Annotated in this window: 23 protein-coding genes and 1 riboswitch; of the genes, 11 read left to right on the top strand and 12 right to left on the bottom strand. The window is 68.2% G+C overall.

Annotated elements, in window-relative coordinates:
* Position 1 precedes the first annotated feature (1 nt).
* From hemC to hemE, 6 genes are all read right to left on the bottom strand, one after another.
* Positions 2-1,000, bottom strand: a complete 999-nt coding sequence (gene hemC / locus CXZ05_RS07165) for a hydroxymethylbilane synthase (protein WP_102971939.1) — start codon at positions 998-1,000, stop codon at positions 2-4.
* Entirely contained in the window at positions 997-2,232 is a 1,236-nt protein-coding gene (locus tag CXZ05_RS07160) for a ferrochelatase (protein ID WP_102971938.1), read from the bottom strand. Before CXZ05_RS07160 ends, hemC begins: the two co-directional genes overlap by 4 nt.
* Positions 2,229-2,930, bottom strand: coding sequence for a hydrogen peroxide-dependent heme synthase (gene hemQ / locus CXZ05_RS07155; protein ID WP_102971937.1), 702 nt, complete (start codon positions 2,928-2,930; stop codon positions 2,229-2,231). The genes CXZ05_RS07160 and hemQ overlap by 4 nt, the downstream gene beginning before the upstream one ends.
* 74 nt (positions 2,931-3,004) lie before the next feature.
* Positions 3,005-4,069 (bottom strand): hypothetical protein, encoded by a 1,065-nt coding sequence (locus CXZ05_RS07150; RefSeq protein ID WP_146033073.1) that lies wholly within the window; start codon positions 4,067-4,069, stop codon positions 3,005-3,007.
* 117 nt (positions 4,070-4,186) lie between these two features.
* Positions 4,187-5,671 carry a protoporphyrinogen oxidase gene (gene hemG, locus CXZ05_RS07145; protein WP_102971935.1) on the bottom strand — a complete coding sequence of 495 codons (1,485 nt, stop codon included), beginning with the start codon at positions 5,669-5,671 and terminating at the stop codon, positions 4,187-4,189.
* A gap of 6 nt (positions 5,672-5,677) precedes the next feature.
* On the bottom strand, positions 5,678-6,772 hold the full coding sequence (hemE, locus tag CXZ05_RS07140) for a uroporphyrinogen decarboxylase (RefSeq protein WP_102971934.1): 1,095 nt from the start codon (positions 6,770-6,772) through the stop codon (positions 5,678-5,680).
* A gap of 156 nt (positions 6,773-6,928) precedes the next feature.
* Here hemE and CXZ05_RS07135 point away from each other — a divergent pair, with 156 nt between their 5' ends.
* The 3 genes from CXZ05_RS07135 (at position 6,929) to CXZ05_RS07125 (ending at position 11,421) form a co-directional block, all read left to right on the top strand.
* The gene (locus CXZ05_RS07135) at positions 6,929-8,296 is read left to right on the top strand and encodes a glutamyl-tRNA reductase (protein WP_102971933.1); all 1,368 of its coding nucleotides are present in this window, start codon (positions 6,929-6,931) and stop codon (positions 8,294-8,296) included.
* Between the two features lie 96 nt (positions 8,297-8,392).
* On the top strand, positions 8,393-9,079 hold the full coding sequence (locus tag CXZ05_RS07130; protein WP_102971932.1) for a hypothetical protein: 687 nt from the start codon (positions 8,393-8,395) through the stop codon (positions 9,077-9,079).
* Positions 9,076-11,421 (top strand): multicopper oxidase domain-containing protein, encoded by a 2,346-nt coding sequence (locus CXZ05_RS07125; RefSeq protein ID WP_102971931.1) that lies wholly within the window; start codon positions 9,076-9,078, stop codon positions 11,419-11,421. The genes CXZ05_RS07130 and CXZ05_RS07125 overlap by 4 nt, the downstream gene beginning before the upstream one ends.
* A gap of 11 nt (positions 11,422-11,432) precedes the next feature.
* Here the strand turns inward: CXZ05_RS07125 and moeB are convergent, their stop codons facing one another.
* Entirely contained in the window at positions 11,433-12,632 is a 1,200-nt protein-coding gene (moeB, locus tag CXZ05_RS07120) for a molybdopterin-synthase adenylyltransferase MoeB (protein WP_102971930.1), read from the bottom strand.
* Positions 12,633-12,716: 84 nt separating this feature from the next.
* Between moeB and CXZ05_RS07115 the strand changes: the two genes are divergently transcribed.
* The 5 genes from CXZ05_RS07115 (at position 12,717) to CXZ05_RS07095 (ending at position 15,175) form a co-directional block, all read left to right on the top strand.
* On the top strand, positions 12,717-13,385 hold the full coding sequence (locus tag CXZ05_RS07115; RefSeq protein ID WP_102971929.1) for a TetR/AcrR family transcriptional regulator: 669 nt from the start codon (positions 12,717-12,719) through the stop codon (positions 13,383-13,385).
* A gap of 56 nt (positions 13,386-13,441) precedes the next feature.
* A complete protein-coding gene (locus tag CXZ05_RS07110) occupies positions 13,442-13,666 on the top strand; it encodes a DUF3107 domain-containing protein (RefSeq protein ID WP_003805104.1) in 225 nt (74 codons plus the stop codon).
* An 8-nt stretch (positions 13,667-13,674) separates the two neighbouring features.
* Positions 13,675-13,977 (top strand): hypothetical protein, encoded by a 303-nt coding sequence (locus CXZ05_RS07105; protein WP_102971928.1) that lies wholly within the window; start codon positions 13,675-13,677, stop codon positions 13,975-13,977.
* 152 nt (positions 13,978-14,129) lie between these two features.
* Positions 14,130-14,456, top strand: coding sequence for a helix-turn-helix transcriptional regulator (locus CXZ05_RS07100; RefSeq protein ID WP_102972183.1), 327 nt, complete (start codon positions 14,130-14,132; stop codon positions 14,454-14,456).
* Positions 14,453-15,175: a cation transporter gene (locus tag CXZ05_RS07095; protein ID WP_102971927.1), complete on the top strand. Its 723-nt coding sequence runs from the start codon at positions 14,453-14,455 to the stop codon at positions 15,173-15,175. Before CXZ05_RS07100 ends, CXZ05_RS07095 begins: the two co-directional genes overlap by 4 nt.
* On the opposite strand, the gene CXZ05_RS07090 is transcribed toward CXZ05_RS07095, so the two are convergent.
* The 4 genes from CXZ05_RS07090 to thiO all read right to left on the bottom strand — a co-directional run bounded on the left by CXZ05_RS07090 (position 15,172) and on the right by thiO (position 18,312).
* Positions 15,172-15,858 (bottom strand): 4a-hydroxytetrahydrobiopterin dehydratase, encoded by a 687-nt coding sequence (locus CXZ05_RS07090; protein WP_102971926.1) that lies wholly within the window; start codon positions 15,856-15,858, stop codon positions 15,172-15,174. The genes CXZ05_RS07095 and CXZ05_RS07090 overlap by 4 nt on opposite strands.
* Positions 15,859-15,922: 64 nt before the next feature.
* The gene (locus CXZ05_RS07085) at positions 15,923-16,717 is read right to left on the bottom strand and encodes a thiazole synthase (RefSeq protein ID WP_102971925.1); all 795 of its coding nucleotides are present in this window, start codon (positions 16,715-16,717) and stop codon (positions 15,923-15,925) included.
* A 5-nt stretch (positions 16,718-16,722) separates the two neighbouring features.
* Positions 16,723-16,959 carry a sulfur carrier protein ThiS gene (gene thiS, locus CXZ05_RS07080; RefSeq protein ID WP_102971924.1) on the bottom strand — a complete coding sequence of 79 codons (237 nt, stop codon included), beginning with the start codon at positions 16,957-16,959 and terminating at the stop codon, positions 16,723-16,725.
* A 78-nt stretch (positions 16,960-17,037) separates the two neighbouring features.
* A complete protein-coding gene (gene thiO / locus CXZ05_RS07075; RefSeq protein WP_102972182.1) occupies positions 17,038-18,312 on the bottom strand; it encodes a glycine oxidase ThiO in 1,275 nt (424 codons plus the stop codon).
* A riboswitch (TPP riboswitch) is annotated at positions 18,304-18,424 on the bottom strand. (Overlaps the previous gene by 9 nt.)
* A gap of 27 nt (positions 18,425-18,451) precedes the next feature.
* On the opposite strand from thiO, the gene thiE reads away from it, so the two are divergent.
* Complete coding sequence (thiE, locus tag CXZ05_RS07070; protein ID WP_102972181.1) at positions 18,452-19,153, top strand: thiamine phosphate synthase; 702 nt, start codon at positions 18,452-18,454, stop codon at positions 19,151-19,153.
* Between the two features lie 33 nt (positions 19,154-19,186).
* Here thiE and CXZ05_RS07065 read toward each other — a convergent pair whose 3' ends face one another.
* The gene (locus tag CXZ05_RS07065) at positions 19,187-19,873 is read right to left on the bottom strand and encodes a ferritin-like fold-containing protein (protein WP_102971923.1); all 687 of its coding nucleotides are present in this window, start codon (positions 19,871-19,873) and stop codon (positions 19,187-19,189) included.
* Between the two features lie 41 nt (positions 19,874-19,914).
* On the opposite strand from CXZ05_RS07065, the gene CXZ05_RS07060 reads away from it, so the two are divergent.
* Together CXZ05_RS07060 and CXZ05_RS07055 are read left to right on the top strand one after the other, a co-directional pair.
* The gene (locus tag CXZ05_RS07060) at positions 19,915-21,435 is read left to right on the top strand and encodes an RNB domain-containing ribonuclease (protein ID WP_102971922.1); all 1,521 of its coding nucleotides are present in this window, start codon (positions 19,915-19,917) and stop codon (positions 21,433-21,435) included.
* Between the two features lie 302 nt (positions 21,436-21,737).
* A partial coding sequence (locus CXZ05_RS07055; RefSeq protein WP_102971921.1) for a DEAD/DEAH box helicase occupies positions 21,738-23,410 on the top strand: 1,673 nt, incomplete at its 3' end.

Genomic DNA, 23,410 nt, shown 5'->3' with positions numbered 1-23,410 from the left:
GTCAGGAAGCCGTCAGGTCCGCGATGTCCGCAGCCCCCGCTGCCAGCAGGACCTCGGCCAGTTCGATTCCGAGCAGGGTGGCACCGACCTCGGTGAGTCCGTCCGTTGCACGCTTGTCCCGCACCGAGGCGGTGCCGTCCACGGCACAGACCACAGCTTCCAGGTGGAGCATGCTGCCCTTGCGGTACGCGTATGCGCCCACAGGGGCGGCGCAGCCAGCCTCGAGCCGGGCAAGCAGTGCACGCTCGGCCGTGACCGCCAGCCGGGTGTCGACGTCGTCAAGGGCGGCCAGCGCCTGGGCGAGCACGCCCTGCGATCCTTCCGTTGACCCGGCCCGGCGCGGCGCCTCGGCGGTGCGGCATTCGATGGCCAGCGATCCCTGGCCGGCGGCCGGGAGCATGATGTCCGTCTCCAGGTATTCGGTGACGGTGTCCAGGCGGCCGATCCGTTCCAGTCCGGCGGCGGCCAGGACGACGGCGTCGAGGTCGCACGACTTCCCGGCAACTACCGCGTCGGTGGCGTTGCCGGGCAGCCCGGGAACCCGGCCCAGCCGCGTGTCCACGTTGCCGCGGATGTCCACGATGTCCAGGTCGGGGCGCACTGCGCGGAGCTGCGCTGCCCGGCGGGGTGAGCCGGTGCCGACGCGGGCGCCCTTGGGCAGGTCGGCCAGCTTGAGCCCGTCCCGGCCGCAGAGGACGTCGCGGACGTCCACGCGGGGCGGGGTGGCGGCCAGGGTCAGGCCCGGGGCGGAGCCCGTGGGCAGGTCCTTCAGGGAGTGGACGGCCACGTCGCACTCGTTCCGCAGCAGCGCGTCGCGCAGCGCGGCGACGAAGACTCCGGTGCCGCCCATCTGGGACAGCGAGCCGGTGAGGACGTCGCCGTCGGTCCGGACATGGACGAGTTCGACGTCGAAACCTCCGACGGCGGCCAGCCGGTCGGCCGTCTGCTGGGTCTGGGTCAGGGCGAGTTTGCTCGCCCTGGTGCCGATCCGTACCGTCACTTCGCGTCCTGCCCGGCGGCCGGGTAGGGGTCGTGCCCCTGGCCGACGGTGGTGTCGGCACCGGCAATGGTGGGCTTTTCGCCGCGGAAGTTTTCGCAGCAGCCGGGACGGCATACGTCGTACCAGGGCCCGAGACCGGTGACGGCCTGGCGGTCCGCGATGTTGTTGGCCACCGTGCGTTCGCAGATGAGTTCCACGAGCCCCTCGACAAAGCGGCGGTGCGTTCCCGGAGTGGGCACGCGCGTGGCGGCGAGGCCCAGGTCCTGGCAGGTCTGCAGCGCTTCGGTGTCGAGGTCCCAGACCACCTCCATGTGGTCGCTGACAAAGCCCAGGGGCACGATTACGATGCCCGCGACGCCCTGCTTGGCCAGGTCCTCGATGGCATCGTTGATATCCGGCTCGAGCCACGGGATATGCGGGGCGCCGGACCGCGACTGGTAGACGAGGGACCAGGCGGCGGACAGGCCGGAATCGGCTTCCACACGGCGCATGATCTCCGCGCCGTTGGCGAGGTGCTGGGCCACGTAGGCGGAATCCTCCGCGAACTCGCGGGGCTCGTCCTCGGAACGGCCGGCGGCCACGGCATCCCGGGTGGGGATGGAGTGGGTGGCGAAGAGAACGTGGATGGGGGCGTCGGGCTTGCCCCCGGCGGCAAGCTGCGCGCGCACCTCGGCGACTCCCTCGGCGGTGCCCGCAATGAAGGGTTCCACGAAGCCGGGGTGGTCGAAGTACTGGCGGACCTTGTCCACTTCCAGCCTGCCGTCGAGCCCGGTTTCCGTCAGGGCCATGCCGATGTCCTCGCGGTACTGGCGGCAGCTGGAGTAGCAGGAGTACGCGCTCGTGGTGAGCATGAGCAGCCGGCGGTGGCCGGCGTCGTACGCGTCCTGGAGAGTCTGCGGGATGTAGGGGTCCCAGTTGCGGTTGCCCCACAGCACGGGCAGGTCGATCCCGCGCGCGGCCAGCTCAGCCTCGAGGGCTGCCTTCAGCTCACGGTTCTGCTGGTTGATCGGGCTGATGCCGCCGTTGGCGCGGTAGTGGTGGGACACCTCTTCGAGGCGCTCATCGGGGATACCCCGGCCGCGGGTGACGTTACGGAGGAACGGGATGACGTCGTCCTGGCCTTCGGGGCCGCCGAAGGAGGCGAGGAGGACGCCGTCGTATTCCTTGGGGGCCAGCCGGCCGGTCTCGGTGACAGGGTTCGCGGCGTCTTCCTGCGGGTCCAGCGGACTCATGCGAGGACCTCGGCGATCTCGCCCGCGGTGATCCGCCGCCCGGTGTAGAAGGGGATCTCCTCGCGCACGTGGTTGCGCGCTTCGGTGGAACGCAGGTGGCGCATCAGGTCAACGAGGTCCACGAGCTCGGGCGCCTCGAGGCCGAGGATCCATTCCCAGTCGCCGAGCGCAAAGGATGACACGGTGTTGGAAATGACCTGCGGGAAGTCGCGGCCCAGCATGCCGTGGTCGCGCAGCATCGTGCCGCGCTCATTCTCCGGCAGCAGGTACCACTCGTATGAGCGGACGAACGGGTACACGCACAGCCATTCCGCCGGCTCCACGCCCCGGGAAAACGCCGGCGTGTGGTTCTTCGCAAACTCCGCTTCCCGGTGCACGCCCATGGCGGACCAGACGATTTCAGTTCCCGCGAACAGCTTGCTGCGGCGGATGTCACGGATGGCCTGCTGCAGCGCCTCAGGCTTGGGGCCGTGGAGCCAGACCATGACGTCGGCGTCGGCGCGCATGGCGGAAACGTCGTAGCTTCCGCGGTGGGTCACCCCGCCCTCAGCCAGGCGCGCCACCAGGGCGTCGAAATCCTCGGCGGCATCGGCGCTGCGGAGGGCCTCGGCGGAACGCTTGAAAACGGTCCAGAGGGTGAAGAACTGCTCGGCTGATTCTTCGGTTTTGGTGACAGATTCGGCAGGAGTGTGGCTCATGGTTACTATCCTGCCCCTTCCATGCGGCCTAAGTCGAAAAACTCAACTTCTACACTGCGTAGAAGTGGCTAATTTCACAGCGCCCGCCGGATCCGTACTGCCGCCACACCTGCCGCCCCGGCGAGCGCCAGGAGTCCAGCACCCCACCACACCTGCGGCTCAATGGTTCCGTTCCGTGACAGGCCCATGACGGCACTCTCTGCCGGCCCGCGCGTGTAGGGTGAGCTGATCGTGGCCATGTTGTTGGGGCCCGCGAGCTGCGCCGAGCCCCAGACTCCGCCGGCGACGCCCGCGGCCGAACGTCCCCGCAGGCCGGCGCCGCCTGACAGGCCCGTGATCTCCTCGAACGGGCTGGCGTCCGCGGACGGGGTTTCGGTGGTGGCTGCGGTTTGGGAACTGCCGGCGGTTGGCGGCGGGGATCCTGCGGTTCCGGTCGCCGAGCCAGGAGCCTGGCCGGCAGACGTGCCGCCGGTGCCGCTTGAGGGTCCCGACCAGCCTCCGGTTCCTGCTGCCGTTCCAGACGGCGACGCCGTTCCCGGGGACGACGGGGCTGCCGGCGAGGACGGCGGGGCCGGATTCGCTGACCGGGTCGGGGCAGGCGCCGAACTTCCTGACGAGCTTGGCGACGGGGCGGGAGATGACGGCGCCGGAGTGCTGGGGACCGGAACGGACGGAACCGGCGACGTCGGAACCGGAACGGACGGAACCGTGACGGAAGGCGACGGCACGGGAACGGCGGGCGCCGGGCGGGCGGAGATGGTCACGGAAGGATCCGGCGTCGGAGCCGGAACCACGGGCGCCAGCGACGGTGGCACGGACGGTGCGGGCTGGTCCGAGGGCCGCGGATCGCCCGACCTGTGGTCACCATCCCGGCGATCATGGGACAGGCTTCGCTCATTGGACAGGGCGGCCGCCGCCCAGGCCTCGAGGCCCGCGGCGTCGACAGTGGCGCCGAGCCCCGCGGCGGCGGTGGTGCCGCCGTCCGCGTCTTCCGGCAGGTCGGATGCAGCAGCGTTGGATGCAGGAACCCCTGCGGACAAGACCAGTACCGCTCCGAACGCTGCCGCTGCTGTGCCGCGCCGAAGTCCCCCATGGAAACCAGTCAGCGAACGAAAACCATCGGACTTCTGAATGACCATGGTCATCGACCCTAGACACAATTTCGCGCCGGGGAAAACTTGCGGAAGGTCCTCCCGGAAGGTATCGCGGGCGTCGGGTAAGCTGCCTCCGCGCAAGATAGGGCGGGCGGGGCCGTCCTATGCCAGGAAGGCCGTGACCTGTGTTTTCGTGTCGGCCACCACGGCCGCCAGCCCGTTGCCGGCCAGCCAGCCGCCGACCATCAGCAGTCCGTCCGTACCGGCGCAGATCTGCCGGACTTCGGCAACCCGCTGCCGGTGCCCCACAGCGGCAAATGGCAGCGCTCCCGCCCAGCTGACAACGTCCCAGTCCACCAGCGCCTCCCGTGTGACGGGCACCGTCAGCAGTGCTGACGCATCCTGCAAAGACGTGTCAAGCAAGGCCTCATCCGATGCCGATTCCGGCCCCGGTGCCGCGGCAGCCGCAGCGGCTGACGTACCCTCGCTGCGTCCGTAGGAGAGCCGCAGCACATGTCTGCCGCGTCCGGCCGCCTCCGCCACCCAGTCCCATTTGCCGGTGGCATGGGTGAGGGCCTTCGCCCGGATTCCCTCCGTTTGCGGCGCAACGAGGATTCCCGTGCCGCGCGGACGACGGTCCAGCGCAGGGAGGTCAACAACGAGTGTCACAAGCTTGACCAGAGGCCCGGGCCCGGGCTGGTGCCCGGCCAGCGCCGGGACCGCTTTCCCGAGGAGCCGCACTGCGGATGGTCCGTCCAGGGCAACAATCAGGACGTCAGCCGCGTAGCTGCCCTCCCCCGCCGCCACTTCCCAGCCCTGCGGGGTCCGTGCAGCGTCGGTCGCCGCTGTCCCCGGCATCAGCTGCACGCCGCGTGCCCGGAGGTCCGCCACGAGCTCCGTGACGAGGGTGTGCATGCCGCCCTTCAGGCCGGCGACGGCGGAGCCTGCCTTGGCAGGCTTGGCTTCCGTTGGCGCGCCCTGCGTTGGCGCGGTTTGCGTTCCTGACCCCTTGCGCTGGGCAGCAACGGCTGCGGCCAGCGAGCCGTGCCGGGCGATGCCCGCGCGCAACCCCGGCGCCACCATGTCGACGTCGAGCAGACCGGGGTCAGCCGAATGCACGCCGCCCACCACGGGTTCGACCAGCCGTTCCAGGACGCGGCGTCCCATACGGGCCCGCACCAGCGCAGAGACGCTCGAAACCTCGGCAGTGGTCCCCACGGAGGCGGGCAGCAGTTTGTCCAGCGACGCGCGCAGGGAGCCGCCCAGGCCCAGCGAGCGGCGGACCTCGGGGTCCCACGGATTGGCTGGAATGCCGAGCACGCCGGTCTTGGGAAGTTCGCGGGGTCCGCCCGGCAGCTGCACCCATGCGCCGCCGGGCCGCGGGGCAACGATATGTCCGCCCAGCCCGAGTTCAGCCGCGAGGTCGGCCACCGCAGTGGAACGGGTGGCGAATGACTCGGCCCCGCTGTCCAGGGTCAGCCCCGCTACATCGTGCCTGCCGACGCAGCCTCCCCAGGCTTCCGCAGCTTCCAGCACAGTCGTGTGGAGGCCGGCCCGGGCCAGTTCCCGGGCGGCCAGGAGCCCGGAAATGCCGCCGCCCACCACCAGTGCAGTGCGTCCGGCGGCCCGAGGACTGCCCGCAGCCACAGCCCTTTACTCCGGAGAGACGGAGTGGATGAGTTCGACGACGCGCGTCAGCACGTCAGGGTCGGTTTCCGGCGGGACGCCGTGGCCAAGGTTCAGCACGTGGCCGGGGGCCGCCGCGCCCGATGCGATGACCTCGCGGACGTGCGCCTCAAGGACCTCCCACGGGGCGGACAGCAGTGCAGGATCGATGTTGCCCTGCAGCGGGACGCTGCCGCCCAGCCTGCGGTTGGCCTCCTCCAGGGGCAGCCGGTAGTCCACGCCGACGACATCAACGCCGACGTCGCGCATGGCCACCAGAAGCTCGGAGGTGCCGGTGCCGAAGTGGATCAGCGGCGCGCCCAGGTCACGGACGTGGTCCAGGGCGCGGGACGAGGCTGCGGCAACGAAACGGGTGTAGTCGGCCAGGCCCAGGGAACCTGCCCAGGAGTCAAACAGCTGGCCCGCGGAGGCGCCCGCCTCCAACTGGGCTCGCAGGAACAGCCCGGAGGCGTCCGCGGCCCAGTTGGCCAGCGCCGTCCACGTCTCGGGGTCGGCGTGCATCATGGTGCGCGGGCCAAGGTGGTCCCGGGAGGGGCGGCCCTCCACCATGTAGGCGGCCAGCGTGAAAGGCGCGCCGGCGAAGCCGATGAGCGGGGTCTTGCCGAGCTGATCCACCGTCAGCCGAACGGCTTCCCGGATGGGTTCCAGCGACTCCTCAGTGAGACGCGGCAGGGCGGCGACGTCGGCGGCGGTCCGCACGGGCTTATCCAGGACCGGGCCCACACCGGGCACGATGTCGACGCCGACACCGGCGAGCTTCAGGGGAATGACAATGTCGGAGAAGAAGATGCCCGCGTCCACGTCGTGCCGGCGCACCGGCTGCAGGGTGATCTCGGAGGCAAGTTCGGGGCGGAGGCAGGAGTCCAGCATGGCGACGCCTTCGCGGACCTTCAGGTACTCCGGCAGGGAACGCCCCGCCTGGCGCATGAACCACACCGGGCGGCGGCTCGGCTTGCCGCCGCGGTACGCCGTAATAAGCGGAGAGTCAGCAGTACGTCCGTCGCGAAGCGGATGGCCTGCGTCGAGTCCGGTACCGGCGGGGGTTACAGCGCTAGAAGTCATGCCTTTGATTGTGCCCAAATTCGCCCCCAAAAGATAACGACAGCCTGTCACCCGCGGCAGCCCATCAACGGGTGGCAGGAATCACAGGCCTGGAAATCGGATATCCGGACAAAGGGTTGTTCTACGCGCCTGCGAAAAAGCTATGATTGTCGTGCTGTGGTTCTTTTCTCATTGGTGGCTACACACGCCGACATCGACCTCGAAACCGTTGCTCAGCTCAGCAACGGTTCTTCTGGCATTGCCACGTCCGCCCTCGCCGGTTCGCCTGCGGTCAAGGGTGCGGTTGTCCTTGCCACCTGCAATCGCTACGAAATCTACGGCGAGGCGCACCATGCCGACGACGTGGAGGCTGCACGCGCCGCCCTGGTGGGCCAGATCAGCGAATCAAGCGGACTCAGCGAGCACTTGGTATCCCGGTCATTCAGCACGAACACCGGTCCCGAGGTTACGAAGCACCTCTTCGCCGTGAGCTCCGGACTCGATTCCGCAGTCATAGGCGAGCGTGAAATCGCCGGGCAGGTGCGCCGGGCCCTGATCACCGCCCAGCAAGAGGGCACGGCCAGCAGCGGACTGGTCCGCCTGTTCCAGGCCGCTTCCAAGACCGCCAAGGACGTCGGCGCGCAGACAGCACTCGGCTCCCGCGGCCTGTCCATCGTCTCGGTGGCACTCGACCTCGCCATCGACCTGTCTGAAGAGACCGACTGGTCGAAGAAGAAGGTCGTGGTGTTCGGCACCGGCGCCTACGCCGGCGCCACCATGGCCCTCCTCCGCGAACGCGGTTGCCACGACATCTCGGTGTTCTCGTCGTCAGGACGCGCGGCCACCTTCGTAGCCACCCGCGGCGGGACCGCCCTCGACGGCGACACCCTGCACGCCGCCGTCGCCGCCGCCGACGTCATGATCGGCTGCAGCGGCTCGGACACGAGGGTGGAAGCCGCCGAGCTCGCCCAGGTCCGCGCCGCGTCCGCCCAGCCCCTGATCGCCATCGACCTGGCGCTCACCCACGATTTTGATCCCGCCGTGGGAGAGCTCGACGGCGTGGAGCTGCTGACGCTGGAGTCCGTACGGCTCGCGGCACCCCAGGAGCAGGCGGAATCGCTCGCCCAGGCCAGCAGCCTGGTTACCGGCGCCGCGCAGGCGTTTGAGCAGGAGCGCGAAGTGCGGTCCGTGGACTCGGCCATCGTCGCCCTTCGCCGCCACACCATGAACGTACTGGACGCGGAAATGGAAAAGGTGCGGGCCCGCCACGGCTGTACCGCCGCTGCCGAAGAGGTGGAGTTCGCGCTGCGCCGCATGGTGAAGCAGCTGCTGCATGTCCCCACCGTCCGCGCCCGCGAGCTGGCGTCCAACGGCCAGCAGGACGACTACGTCGCAGCCCTGGAAACCCTGTACGGCATCACGGTGGAGCAGCCGGCCGCCGCGTCCAAGGCCGAGTGCCCCGTGGACCACAGTGGCCTCACGGCCAGCCCCCTGCAGGGCGCCGCCAACCTGCAGCAAAATGAGGCCCGCAGGAATTCCGCCTAGCCCGCATATGTTCTGACAAACCGGACCCCACAAGCTTTCCATAGGTTCCCCGCGCAGCATTGAAGTTGCCCGTGAAAACCATATTGGGGAGCCACCATGAATCTTGATGCACCGGCCTCTGCCGCGCCGTCCCTGAGCCGCCGGCAATTCGGACTTATCGTGGGCGGAGGAGCGCTCCTGCTGGTAGGAGGCGGGACGTACGGCATCGTTTCCCGCGGCAGACCCGGCGGCGGAGCCGGACTCTCCACAACCTTTGGCACACTTTCGCTCGTCGACGCCGGACGCCTGGCCAGGCTTGATGCACAGGGGCAGCCTGCCGCCACGCCGCTCGCCTCGGCCGTATCCCGGGTCACGGACGGAACGCGCGGGGCGGCTGCAGCAGGCCAGCCCGGAATCCAGCGCGTTTCCAGCCGCCAGGGTGCCGCGGTGGACGACCACCACAGCGACCCCCTCCTGGACTCAGACTGGCCGCAGCCCGGAAACTTCACGTGGGGCGACGTCGTCGTGCTCGAAGTGGCACTCACCAATGTCCGGCCCGAGCCTGTTCTGTTCAGCCCCGGACAGCTGCGCCTCAAGTTGCTGCCCTCCGGCATCACGGTAGCCCCGCAGGACGCCGACCGCGCCCCCGGCACGATTGCCGCCGGTGCCACCGAAAAGGTTTGGATCAGTTACCTGGCCCCGCACGATTCGGTGGCCATGGAAATCGAGTACACGGGGCTGGAGGACGACGCACCGCTGGCCCTTGCGCTCCCGCTGCTGACAGTCGCCCAGGTAACCTCATGAGCCCACTGGACCTTCACATCAACGACGGATACCTTCCGATGGTGGACGGAACTCTCGTCTACCACCGCGGGTTCGGGGACCGCCGGACTGCGGTCAAGGACCCCAAGCCCAGCCTTTTCGTGAGCCCCAGGGTGTTTCTGCGCAACGGCTCCGTCGTGGCCAGCCGGACCTATCCGCTCAAGGCCGCCCTGCCTCCCCTGGGGCGGCCGTCACCGGCAACCAAGGACCCGCTCAGTCCCGGGGAGTTCCTCGCGCGCCGCGCCCACTGGGCCAGCTTCTTCCCCGACCGGACCCTCATCGCCGAAACCGGCAGTAGCATCAGCATCCGTGCGACTAACAATCTGCCCCAGGACCACTCGCTGCAGTTCCTGAATGCGGGCCCAACGAAGGACCACGTCGGAACCGGTGTCATCAAGCCGGGCCAGACAAAAACCTTAACCTTCAAGGCCCCGGCAGAAGGCGCCTATCTGTACTGCGACCCCGGGGCTGATCCAGCCGATCCGGAGGCGGACCCCGTCCAGCGGGTACTGGGACTGTTTGGCGCCCTGCTGGTGGTCAATCCGGACTCGCCCTGGCGGTTCGGTGCCAACGGTCCGGAATTTGAGCGCCAATGGATGTGGATCCTGCACAACGTCGATCCGGCGTGGGCGGGCATCGCCTCCCGGCAGGGGACGGTGGACCCGGACAAGACCCCTGCGCATCCCCGGTATTTCGCCCTCAACGGGCGCAGCGGCTTCCAGTCACTGGCCGCGTCAACCGACGAGACCCTTAACCGGGTCCGGGAGGAAGACACGCTGATGTCGGGCTCCCCCCGCCAGATCGACGTCCGCAATTTCAGCCTGTCCCCGGCGCCCGGCACGGTCCGCGCCGGGCAGCTCATGCACTTCGTCAATGCCGGACTGGTCCACCATCAGCTACATTTCCACGGCAACCACCTCTGGACCGTGCGGCGAAACGGTGAGCCATTCCCCCGCAGCGGCGGCCACATCGACTCCGAGGGACATGTGGTGCTCCAGCAGTGGGAGGACGTGGTCGAAATGCACCCGCTGGACCGCAAGGCCTCCGTGCTTCCGCTGCGGCGTCCCCCGGAGGCCATCGACCAGGTGTGGAACGCCCGCAAGACGGACTGGAACTATCCCATGCACTGCCACGCTGAACCGTCACAGGTGGCGCGCGGCGGAATGTATCCCGGCGGCCTCGTGGGCCACTGGACCATTGCCGCCCCCGGCCCGGTCAACGCCACACCGGCGCATGAGCTCTTCGGCAGCCAGGTGGACTTCAGTTCACACCAAATGCACGAGGGAAGCCCGGCGACGGAGTTCCGCCTGACTCCCGACGTCGCGCATGAATTCAAGTTCTTCAATCGGAAGATGAAGTTCGACGACGGCGGCGAATTCGAGATGTGGACGTTTGAGACCGAGAACTCGGGCCGGATCTTCCCGGCTCCCCTGGTGCGCCTCACCGAGGGCCAACTGTTCCACGGCACCATCCATCCCAGCAAGAAGGTCCACACCGTGCACTGGCACGGCATGGAGCCCGACCCACGGAACGACGGCGTGGGCCACACCTCCTTTGAAGTGTCAGGCTCGTACACCTACCAGTGGCGCCCGGAACGGGGCATACCCGGAAACCCGAACGTCGGGGCGTCCGGGACGTATTTCTACCATTGCCACGTCAACACCACGCTGCATGTGCAGATGGGCATGTTCGGGCCGCTGATCATCGACCCGCCGGTACATAAGGACTACCCGGTGACCAAGGGAGCGCGCAGGGCATTCGTCGATGGGCCGGAGTACGACATCGATACAGAGACCATCCTGGTCCCGTATTCGGTGGATCCCCGCTGGCATGAGATGAACCACGCCGCGGGGCTCTCCGGGGACGACGCCGGCCTGGACAGGTTCGAGCCCAAGCACTTCTACCTGCTCGGCGGCGAACTGGCCCCCCTGCCCACCGCAGAGGGCCCGATCTTCGTGACCCGCATCCGCGCCCGCATGGCCGGTGGCACGGTCAAGCCCACCCTGCTGCGCCTGCTCAATGCCAACTACTTCCCCGTGAATGCCTATTTCACCGACGCCGCGGGAAAGCGTGTGGCCATGGCCGAGCTGATCGCCCACGACGGCCGGCCCTTCCGCAACACGTCCAGCCCGTCCGGACCGGCACGGCCCATCTCCGCCACCGGCCCCCTGCGCAGCAGCATCGTCAACTTCGGTGCGGCGGAACGGTACGACATGCTCCTGCGCCCGCCTGCCGCCGGTGACTACAAGCTCACCGTGGACCTGCTGCACTGGATCACCGGCAAAGTACTGCATACACGGCAGATCCCGGTCATCGCGCGGTGAGGGAGGCTGGCTCAGTAAACCGGCTTCTGCGGCTCCACGTCGCGCACCCAGGCGAGGATGCCGCCGTCGAGATGGCTGACGCGCTGGTAGCCGGCTTTCCGGGCGGCTGCCAGCACGGCGGCGGAGCGCGTCCCGGCCTTGCAGTGGAACACGATGTCCCTGTCCTGCGGCAGCTCACCCCAGGCCTCGCCGGAGAGGATGCGCCCCTGCGGGATCAGCACGGAACCGTCGATCCGGACAATGTCGTACTCCCCCGATTCACGCACGTCCACCAGGTCGAAGTCCTTCAGCCCGGCCTGCCGCGAGGCCAGCATGGTGGCCAGCTGCGTTGCCGTCACGGTGTGCTCCGTGTCGGTTGTCTCCGCCGGGGCAATGCCGCAGAAGGCCTCGTAGTCGGTGAGTTCCGTGATCCGCGGGGCGTCGGGGTCCTTGGACACCCTGATCTCCCGCCAGCTGCCGCCCAGGGCGTCGTACAGCGCCACCCGGCCCAGCAGGGAACGCCCGACGCCGGTGATCAGCTTGACGGCCTCCGTCACCATGAGCGATCCGACCGCAGCGCACAGCATGCCGAACACGCCGCCCTCTCCGCACGAAGGCACGGATCCGGCCGGCGGCGCCTCCGGATAGAGGTCCCGGTAGGTGGGCCCGTGCTCTTCCCAGAACACGCTGACCTGCCCGTCGAAGCGGAAGATCGATCCCCACACATACGGCTTGCCGAGGATGGCGGCGGCGTCGTTCACGAGGTAGCGCGTGGCGAAGTTGTCGGCCCCGTCCAGGATGAGGTCGTAGCCGGCAAAAAGCTCCAGGGCGTTGGAGGCATCAAGCCTCACGTCGTGCAGGCGGACATCCACCAGCGGGTTCAGCTCCGCGATGGCGTCCCGGGCGGATTCGATCTTGGGCCGGCCCACATCCTTAATCCCGTGGATGATCTGCCGCTGCAGGTTGCTCAGGTCCACGGCGTCGTCGTCGATGATCCCGATGGTTCCCACGCCGGCTGCGGCAAGGTAGAGCAGGGCCGGCGAGCCCAGGCCGCCCGCGCCAATGACCAGCACCCGCGCGTTCTTCAGGCGGCGTTGGCCGAGTGCGCCTATTTCCGGAATGATGAGGTGCCGGGAATACCGCTCCACCTCTTCGGTGGAGAGCCCGGCTGCGGGATCAACGAGGGGGCCCGGGAGCGTGCGGACTGTATTTGCCGTGGACGGAGAAGCCATACTTCAATGTATGCCTGAAGATACCGCGCGGTCATATTACCCCCGGGTAAAGTGAAGTTAACTGCAAAGGAAAGAAGGCCAACAGTGGTTCATCATGCACCGGTTGATCGAACTCAGGCCGCGCAATCCAATGCCGGCCCGGTCCGCGCCGCCGGCCAGCGTTCCGCCAGGCTGCCGCGCGACGAGCGCCGGGCCCAGCTGCTGGCCGCTGCCCAGGAGGTTTTTGTCGCCAACGGCTACCACGGCGCCGCGATGGACGAGATCGCCGAGACGGCGCACGTCAGCAAGCCTGTGCTCTACCAGCACTTCCCGTCGAAGCGGGAGCTGTACCTTGCCCTGCTGGACAGCCACCTCGAGGCACTGACCGAGCTCATGCTCGGGGCAATGAACTCCACCACGGACAACAAGGAACGCGTGCAGGCCGTCATGCGTGCCTATTTCCGTTTCATTGACAGCGACGACCAGGCGCACCGGCTGGTGTTCGAGTCCGACCTGATTAACGACGTCGATGTCAGCTCGCGCCTTGAGACTTTCAACAAGACCTTCGCCGAGGCCATAGCGCGCATCATCGCCGAGGACACCAAGCTTCCGCTGCTGGAGGCCCAGCTGCTGGGGCGTGGGCTTGCGGGCATGGCCCAGGTCAGCGCGCGCTACTGGCTCGAAACGGACGGGGACCTCGACCTCGATGTGGCCAGCGACCTGATTTACCGTTTAGCTTGGCGCGGAATCTCTCGCTTCCCCAAAGAGACCTAGACTACAACTGAAACTACCTTTGAAATTTCAACCTTGACTGGCTGGGAGGCCTTGCTGTGGAAGTAAAGATCGGCATTCAGAACGTCGGCCGTGAAATTGTGCTGGAATCGGCTCAGGATGCTGACGCTGTGGCCAAAGTAGTGGCCGAGGCCATAGCCAAGGGCAGCGAACTGCGCCTGAACGACGAGAAGGGCCGCCAGATCATCATCCCTGCCAACGTCCTCGGCTACGTCGAAATCGGCGCAGAGGAAGTGCGCCGGGTCGGCTTCGGCGCACTGTAGGCCGAGCCGTGCTGTCCCTCGTGATCGTGGTCCTGGTGACCGCTGCTGCCGGGTTCATCGTCTGGGCCAACGACCGGCGCCACACCAAGTACGGCATCCTCGTGCCGGCGGGCACCGCGGCTGTGGCGGGCATGCTTGCCTGGATCATCTGCATCTGGGCGGGGCTGGGCTACCAGCCGGGCCTGACGTGGCTATCGTGGGTCATTCCCATGGCGGCGGGGACGGCTGCTGCCCTGGCAGTTGCGGTCTACCTTGGCCGGACGCGCGCCAGGCAGGACACCCAGCGGCTGACTGCAGCGCTGAAAATTTAGCCCCGGCAGGACCTGGCCGGTGCCTCGTTCCCTGGGCATCAGTGACCACCACCCAAGCGGGTGCGTGGTCACTGTCCTTTAAGAAGATTCTAGATTCCTGAATCGGGTTGGCCAGGGTGGGCTGAATACATCGCCTGATGTACCGTTGCACCATGGAGACCCTGACACACGCCCCGGTCCTGGCCCGTTTCGGGTATGCGGTCTCCGACCCGACGCGCGCCCGGATTCTGCTGGCCCTGGCCGATGCCCCCGCTTACCCTTCCGATCTTGCTGATGCCATGGCGGTGTCGCGCCAGAGCATGTCCAACCATTTGACCTGTTTGCGCGGCTGCGGCCTGGTGGTGGCTGTCCCGGACGGCAGGCGGACGCGGTATGAGCTCGCCGACTCCCGGCTGGGTCACGCCATCCGGGATTTGATCGGAGTGGTGCTTGCCGTGGATCCGGCATGCTGTGCCCCTGACGGGACGCGCCTGGCATGAGCGCAGTGCAACTGTCACTGGCGCCGGCTCGGCGGCCGGTCCTGAACCGCCGTATCCGTGTCTTCGCAGCGGCGACGATCACCTACAACCTGGTTGAAGCCGCGGCGGCGCTGTGGGCGGGCGGCGTCGCGGACTCATCGGCACTTATCGGGTTCGGGCTGGATTCGGTGATCGAGGTCACCTCCGCCCTTGCCCTGTCATGGCAGTTCTCCTCCAAAGACCCTGAGCGCCGAGAACACCTCACCCTACGGATTATCGCCCTGTCCTTCTTCGCGCTGGCAGCCTTCGTGTCCATTGACGCCATCCGCTCCCTCACCGGCGGCGGGGAGGCCCAGCACTCGACCCCCGGGATAGTGATCGCCGCGCTGAGCCTGGCCATCATGCCTGTTCTGTCCTGGCTGCAGCGCCGGGCAGGCCGTGAACTGGGCTCCAGGACTGCTGTCGCGGACTCCAAGCAGACCCTGCTGTGCACCTACCTCTCCGCGGTCCTGTTGGTTGGCCTCGTCCTGAACAGCACGCTGGGCTGGTGGTGGGCCGACGCCGGCGCCGCACTTGTGATCGCGGCGATCGCCGTCCGTGAGGGTGTCAACGCGTGGCGCGGGGACGTGTGCTGCGCGGTCCCCCAAGCGGTGCCCGGTGAAGACCAGGAAGCATCGTCCGGGCCTGCCGCGGACGGCTGCTGCGACGGCTGCAAAGCAACTGCTGGACAACGCCGCTAGATAGACCCCGGCGGGGTGGCACCGTCCGGGCCCTGGCCTTCCTCGGTGTGCAGGCAGAGCCGGTTCCCCTGGGCATCAGTGACAACCACCCAGTTGGGTGCGTGGTCACTGTTCATGTGCGCCCCGGTTGCCGCGGTCTTCTCGAGTACGGGCGCCGACTCGGCCATGGAGCGGTGGATGTCGAGATGGAGGCGGTTGTCGTTCGGCGTCGGCGTTTGCTGGAACCAGAGGCCGGGACCGCGCCCGTACGGGTCAACCAGGTCCCCGGACCGGCCCTTCCGGTAGCCGAGGGCTACGCGCCAGACCTCGCTAATTTCCGCCGCGTCAGCCGTGTCGATGCCGATGGCCACCGACCGGTACAGGCCGGGCTGGGCTTCGGCGCCTGCCGCTGAGGCGGCATCGCTGACGGAGGCGGCAGCACGGGTGTCCCGCGCGGACACCTCGCCGCCGACGTCGTGGGAACTGAACCGGATGAACACCCGGTTATAGCGCCAGTCCAGGTCCGGGTGGTGGTCCATGTCCTCTGCCACGCGCCCGACGGCGGCTATCAGCTCGAGCGCGACGGCCGCCGTCGGCGTCTTATAGACAGTGACAAGCCCGCCGAGCCGGTAGCGCCAGTCGGGCAGCCCGGCGAGCGCTTCGTCGATCTGGGCTCGGGTGAGGATGTCGTCGCTGGCGGCCACAACTGGCTCCTGGGAAGTACCTGTCGAGCCGGCCGCGCACCGCGTGGGCAGGGATTGGCCGGGCTTAGAGGAACTCCGCCCGGCCCTCCATGGCCGACGACGCCAAGGCATGCTCACGGCGCGGGATCCGCCCGGCCGCACGCGCCAGCCTACCGGCGATGACGGCGTGTTTGAAGGCCTCGGCCATGAGGGCGGGGTTCTGGGCGCGGGTGACGGCGGTGGCCAGCAGCACTGCGTCGCAACCCAGTTCCATGGCCAGGGCCGCGTCCGAGGCCGTTCCGATCCCTGCGTCCAGGACCACGGGAACGGAGGCCCGTGACACGATCAGCTCGATGTTGTGCGGATTGAGGATGCCCAGGCCCGTGCCGATCGGCGCTCCCAGCGGCATGACTGCCGACGCACCCAGGTTCTCCAGCCGAAGCGCCAGGACGGGATCGTCATTGGTATAGGCGAAGACCTTGAAGCCCCGGTTGACCAGCTGTTCGGTGGCGTCCACCAGCTCCACGGCATCAGGCAGGAGGGTGTGCTCATCGGCGATGACTTCGAGCTTGACCCAGTCGGTCTCCAACGCTTCACGGGCCAGCTCCGCCGTCATCACAGCGTCCCGGGCCGTGAAGCAGCCGGCGGTGTTGGGAAGCACGCGGATGTTGTGGTCCACCAGCAGCTGGAACAGCGAGCCGGTTTCGGCAGGCGAGTAGCGACGCATCGCGACAGTGGTCAGCTGGGTGCCGGACGCGAGCAGCGCTGCGCCGAGACCGTCCAGGCTTGGAGCGCCTCCGGTGCCCATGATGAGCCGCGAGGTCAGCTCCACCCCGTCAATGGCCAGGCTGTCTGCTGTTTCAATCATTGTTTCTGCCATCGTCCTCATCCTCCCTGGACTGCCGTGACAAGTTCGATCTCGTCGCCGTCTGCGAGGGCGGTGCTGTGCCACTGGCTGCGCGGCACGACGGCTGCATTGCGCGCCACCGCCACACCCAGCCGCTGGCCGTCGGCGGCCTGCCCGCTGGCCGCCAGTTGGCGTCCCGTCACCTGGCTGACGAGTGAGGTGACGGAGGCGCCCTCGCTGACTTCCTGTTCGATGCCGTTCAATGTGATGTTCATGCTGGTTCCTTGCTTTGGTCAAATGTGACGTGGGTCAACGTGGCAGTGCCCGCAGCGGGGCGGTGTCACTTGCGGTGACTAGCCGGGGACAGGGCTGAGTAGAGCGGCGGAGCCCGGAGTGTCCCTAAGCCCGGGCGAAAACCGGCCCGGCCGGAAGTGGGCCCAGCGCGGATCGGTAATTCCGTCCATGAGCTGGCGGCAGATTGCCGCGGCGGCCGGGGTCAGCAGGACGCCGTGGCGGAAGAAACCGGTGGCGATGATGAGGCCCGCCACGTCCGTACCGGCTCCTTGCCCGCCGGCCGGCACCCGGCCCAGCAGCGGGGCGTTGTCAGGGGTGCCGGGCCGCGCCCGCGCGGTGGCTTCGAGAAGCTCGAGCTCGGCGACCGCTGGCAGCAGCGCCTGGGCGTCGCGCAGCAGTTGGTAGACACCCCCGGCGCTGGTGCCGGGCACACCGTCCTCACGCTGGGTGGCGCCGATCACCACCGTGCCGTCCCGGCGGGGCACCACATACACCGGCACGCCCCGCACCATGCCGCGGACCGTTGCGGTGAGCAGGGGCTGCAGGTGTGCGGGGACCCTGAGCCTGAGGATGTCTCCGTAGACCGGGCGCAACGGCAACTGCAGGCCTTCGGGCAGGTTCTGCAGGTGCGCGGCGGCGAGGCCGTTGGCCACCACCGTCTCGGCCGCCCTGACTGACCCGCCGCCGGCCAGCCGGACCCCGCAGACCCGCGCGCCGTCCCAGAGCAGGCCGGCGGCGTGCTCCCGCACCGCGTATCCCTCCGCTGCCGCAATCTGCTGGCCATGGCCGGCCAACTGGGCAGCAACCGCCCGGACGAGTCTGCGGGGATCCACCTGGTGGTCCGCCGGGATGTCGAGGGCGCAGGAGATTGCGGGGCTGAGCAGCGGCTCCCGGGAACGTGCCTCGCGGATGGTCAGCGGTTCAACGTTCAGGCCGTGAGTCCGCTGCACGTCCCGCAGGTCCGTCAGGGCCCGGCGGTCGGCCGGATCGGCACCCACCGCCAGGGTCGGCGTCGTCAGGTAACCGGCGTCCTCGCCGGCGGTGAGCGTGGCCGCAAACCCCGGCCACCTGGCGGAGGATTCCAGCATCAGTTCCAGGAGCCCTTCCTCCTGGTAATGCAGTTCGCTGACCGGAGCGAGCATGCCGGCCGCAGCCCAGCTTGCACCGCTGCCCGGGGCTTCATCGATGAGCACCACCGAACGGCCGGACCGCCGTGCCTCCCAGGCGATGCCGTGGCCCACCACGCCGCCGCCAATGACGGCTACATCGGCCTCAAGTGCGCCGGACCCCAAGGCTGCCGCGGAGTGTTCGTCGCCGCTGGTTTTAGGGTTCATGGAATTCCTTCCCTACGCCGGTACTAACCGGATCAGGTCAAGCGGTCGGCTCTGACGCCCTCTCAGCCCTGCGTCTTTATGACAGCAGCAACGGGCTCCCGCGGTACCTGCCCAGTTTAGAGGAACTAAGGTGGTTGCCATGACCGTGCACTCTGCCCACACCGCCGCCCGCCTGTACCTCTGCACCGACGCCCGCAAGGACCGCGGGGACTTCGCGGACTTCGTGGACGCGGCGTTCGCCGGGGGCGTGGACATCATCCAGTTGCGGGACAAGAGCATCGAGGCAGCCGAGGAACTCGAGCTGCTGGAAGTAGTCCGTGCCGCCGCCCGCAGGCACGGCCGGCTCTGGGCCGTGAATGACCGCGCCGACATCGCGTCCATCGCCGGTGCACCGGTGTTCCACATCGGCCAGAAGGACCTGCCGCTCCGTGCCGCCAGGAAGCTGCTGCACGATGCCACCGTCATTGGGTTGTCCACCCACAGCACGGACCAGGTGGGTGCCGCCATCGGCGCCGCCCACGGGCGCAGTGGCCTGGACTATTTCTGCGTGGGCCCGCTGTGGGCCACCCCCACCAAGCCCGGGCGCGCCGCCGTCGGGCTCGACCTGGTGCGCTACGCGGCAGAGGCCGTCCGCACCGCAAACGAGGAACGGGTTGGCGGCCTGCTGCTGCCCTGGTTCGCGATCGGCGGGATCGACCGCACGAACGTGGAGCAGGTGCTGGCGGCCGGAGCCAGCCGCATCGTCGTGGTGCGGGCGATCACCGAGGCACCAGACCCGGCAGCAGCCGCGGCGGAACTGCTCGACGCCCTCGACGCAACGTCCCAGGCCGCCGTCTCCTGACCGGAGCGGCCCGGCACGCAAGCGGGGCCTGGGCTACCCGCTCAAGCCCAGCTGGACCATCCGCCGGGAATGGTTCTCCGCGACTTCGGCGGTGATGCCCCGCACCAGCTCGCGTGCTGTGGCGTCCGTGGCACCGGGCTCCGCCTCGACGAACAGCCCGCCAAGAAAGGCGTGTTCGTGGCCCACGCGCTGGGCCTGCGTGATCGCTTCGCCGAGGAGGCGGCGGCCCCACAGCGCCAGCCTGGACGCGAGCCGGGGGTCGTCCGCCAGCGCCCCGCTGAGCCGTTCCCGAAGCACGGCCGTGGCCTCTTCCGACGACTGGATCTGCTGGATGACATCACGGGTTCCGGCATCCACAAACCGGGCCACCGCCTGATAAAAGTCGGCGGAGACCGTGTCCACCACGTAGGCCTTCATCAGGGACTCGTACCAGTCCGCCGGGCGGGTCCGTTCATGGAAGTGGTCCACGGCCAGCTGGAACGGCAGCATCGCATCCTCGACGTCGACGCCCATCCCCGCCAGCTTGGCGCTCACCAGCTCGTAGTGCTGGAATTCGATGACGGCGATCCTGCCGAGCACCGCGCGGTCGTGCAGCGTGGGTGAGTAACGGGCGTCGGACGACAGCCGTTCGAACGCGGACAGTTCGCCGTAGGCCATCACGCCGAACAGGTCTGCGACGAAGCGGTCGTAGCGAGCGGTGTCAGCCGAGGATGTGCCCATAATCCAAGACTAACGGCGCGATTCGGGCTAACCTGATTTTCGTGTCACATCATCGTCTGTCGCCCAGCGTCCACGAGCAGACCAACGCGCTCGAGGAGGCATTGAGCGCGCTGCGGACGGAGTTGGAGCTTCCGGGGGAATTTCCCGAGGATGTGCTCAAGGAAGCTGAAGCCGCCATTGCGGACCGGCAGTTTCCGGCCCTGGACCTGACCGGGGTGGACTTCCTGACCATCGATCCGCCGTCGTCCACCGACCTTGACCAGGCGCTCTTCATTGAACGCCTCGGCGAGGGGTACCGGATCCTCTATGCCATTGCGGACGTTCCGTCTTTCGTGCAGCCGGGCGGCGCGCTCGACGCCGAAACCCGCCGCCGCGGGCAGACCTTCTACGCCCCCGACGGCCGCATTCCGCTGCATCCGGAGGCGATCAGTGAGAACGCCGGCAGCCTGCTCGCCGGGCAGCTGTGCTCCGCCTTCGTCTGGGAGTTCGAGCTCGACGCCGCCGCCGAGGTGGTGTCCGCGGCGGTGCGCCGGGCCGCCGTGCGCAGCCGGGCCAAGCTCAACTACAAGGGCGTCCAGGCAGACCTGGATGCCGGCACCGCCCCTCCGATGCTGCAGCTGTTGCGTGAGGTGGGGCGCAAGCGCGTGGACCTGGAGCGGGCCCGCGGCGGGGCCAGCCTGAACATGCCGGAGCAGGAGATCGTCCAGCTGCCCGACGGCGGCTACCGGATCGTGGCGGTCCCCCAGCTTCCGGTGGAGGACTGGAACGCCCAGATTTCGCTTATGACCGGGATGGCCGCCGCTTCGCTGATGCTCAATGGCAAGGTCGGGATCCTGCGCACCATGCCGGCCCCCGATGAACGCTCGCTCAGCCACTTCAAGCGTCAGACTGCCGCGCTGGGCAAACCGTGGGACGGGCAGGAAAGCTACGGCGAGTACCTACGCACCCTCGATCCCACCGACCACCGGCAACTGGCCATCCTCCATTCGGCCGGCATGCTCTTCCGCGGAGCCGCTTACACGCACTTCGACGGAACCGTCCCGGAGGACGCCGTCCAGTCAGCCATCGGCACAGCGTACGCCCACACCACCGCGCCGCTGCGCCGGCTCGTGGACCGGTTTGTTTTGGTCATCTGCGACGCACTGAGCAACAACCGCCCGGTGCCGGCCTGGGCCCGGGAGGCGCTCCCCTCGCTGCCCGAAATCATGGCGTACTCGGACCAGCTGGCGGCAAGGATGGAACGCCTTGCCCTGGACACCGTGGAAGCCGCGCTGCTGATCAACCACATCGGACAGGAGTTCGATGCCGTGGTGATCTCCGGGTCGAAGCCGGCCAAAAACGGCAACGGAAACGGGAATGGCGGCGGCAACGGGAACGGGAACGGTAAAGGCCTGAACGGCAAGGGAACCAACGGTTCGGGCCCCTCCGGCGTGGTCCAGATCGCCGAACCGGCCGTGACGGCCAGGTGCGCGGGCGAAATGGAGCCCGGCACCAGGGTCCGCGTCCGGCTCATCTCCTCGGACATCACCACCAGGGAGATCCACCTCGAGCTCGTCGGCTGATCCGCTCCTGCGCCCGCCACAGGCCCCTGAGGCGGCGTGAGTCAAGGAAAACATGGGTTTGCCAGTAGACTGGGTGGGTAGTAATGGATGCCCGGTCGTTGATTTCCTTGATTTGAATTCAACAAGCCCGCCCCTACGCGATCTTGAGTCACACCCGCCGGTCCCCAGTGCCGGCATTTAGATAGCCCGCGATCGGCTTCCACTGGAATTGCTTGCGCGCCTGAGCGTGCTCCGGAACGGCCCCCGTGCCCGCCCCGTTGAGCAGGCGGCGCCAATGCCTAAATGAATAAGGAAACTCCCCTGTGAGTGAATTGCATACCCACCAGCTTCTCTCCGACGACACCGGCACCGAGACCATCGAGCCGGAAGAGACCATCATCTCGGACGAGAAGCCGCATGAAATAGCCGAAAAGTCCTTCGCCGACTACAGCGTGCGCGCCGACATCGTCGAGTCCCTCGCCGACGCCGGTATCACCCACCCCTTCCCGATCCAGGCGATGACCCTGCCCGTGGCGCTGTCCGGCCACGACATCATCGGCCAGGCCAAGACGGGCACGGGCAAGACCCTCGGCTTCGGCATTCCCGCCCTGCAGCGCGTAGTGGGCCAGGACGACCCGGGCTTCGGCAAGCTGCCTGCCCCCGGGGCACCGCAGGCCATGGTAATTGTTCCCACCCGCGAGCTGGCAGTCCAGGTCGCCAACGACCTGCAGACCGCCTCACGCAAGCGCAATGCCCGCATCGCCACGATCTACGGCGGCCGCGCGTATGAGCCGCAGATCGATGCGCTGCAGAAGGGCGTCGAGGTGGTGGTCGGCACGCCGGGTCGCCTCATCGACCTCTACAAGCAGAAGCACCTGGTCCTGAAGAACGTCAAGATCGTAGTGCTGGACGAAGCTGACGAGATGCTGGACCTCGGCTTCCTTCCGGACGTTGAGACCCTGATCGCCGGCACCCCGCCAGTTCGCCAGACTCTCCTGTTCTCGGCCACGATGCCCGGCCCGGTCATTGCCATGGCCCGCCGGTACATGACACAGCCCACCCACATCCGCGCCGCCGATCCGGACGACGAGGGCCTGACTAAGCGCGACATCCGGCAGCTGATCTACCGCGCTCACAGCATGGATAAGACCGAGGTGGTCGCCCGCATCCTGCAGGCCCGCGGCCGCGGCCGCACCATCATCTTCACCAAGACCAAGCGCACTGCCGCGAAGGTTGCCGAGGAACTCGTGGACCGCGGGTTCGCCGCCGCCGCCATCCACGGCGACCTCGGCCAGGGAGCCCGCGAGCAGGCGCTCCGTGCCTTCCGCAACAACAAGGTGGATGTCCTGGTGGCCACCGATGTCGCAGCCCGCGGCATCGACGTCGACGACGTCACCCACGTCATCAACTACCAGTGCGTCGAGGACGAGAAGATCTACCTGCACCGCGTCGGCCGCACCGGCCGCGCCGGCAACAAGGGCACCGCCGTCACGTTCGTGGACTGGGACGACATGCCGCGCTGGGGCCTCATCAACAAGGCGCTGGGGCTGAGCGTTCCCGAGCCCGTCGAAACCTACTCCTCCTCAGCCCACCTGTACGAGGACCTGGACATCCCCGAGGGCACCAAGGGCCGGCTGCCGCGCAGCAAGCGGACCCTTGCCGGCGTCGACGCCGAGGTCCTGGAGGACCTGGGCGAGACCGGCAAGAAGAACGGCCGCTCCGGCGGCCGCGATTCCGGCCGCTCCGCCAGCACGGAAGGCAGCCGCCGCGGCGGTGACGCGGGGAAGCGTTCAGGCGAGCGCCGCCGTCGTTCCTCAGACTCCGGCGCGGACGCTGCTACCGGTCCCGTTTCCACTGCCACCGGCGCCGCCGCAACGGGTACCGAGCAGCCGGCGCGCCCCCGCCGCAGCCGCACCCGCACGCGCCGCCGCAACGGCGAAGTGGTCTCCGGCGGCGAATCCGCCGCAACCGGTTCGCAGCCCGGCACCGAGGCCCC

The organism is Arthrobacter sp. AFG20 (assembly GCF_002892795.1).
GTDB lineage: Bacteria > Actinomycetota > Actinomycetes > Actinomycetales > Micrococcaceae > Arthrobacter.
This window is presented reverse-complemented; position numbering and strand designations above follow the sequence as displayed.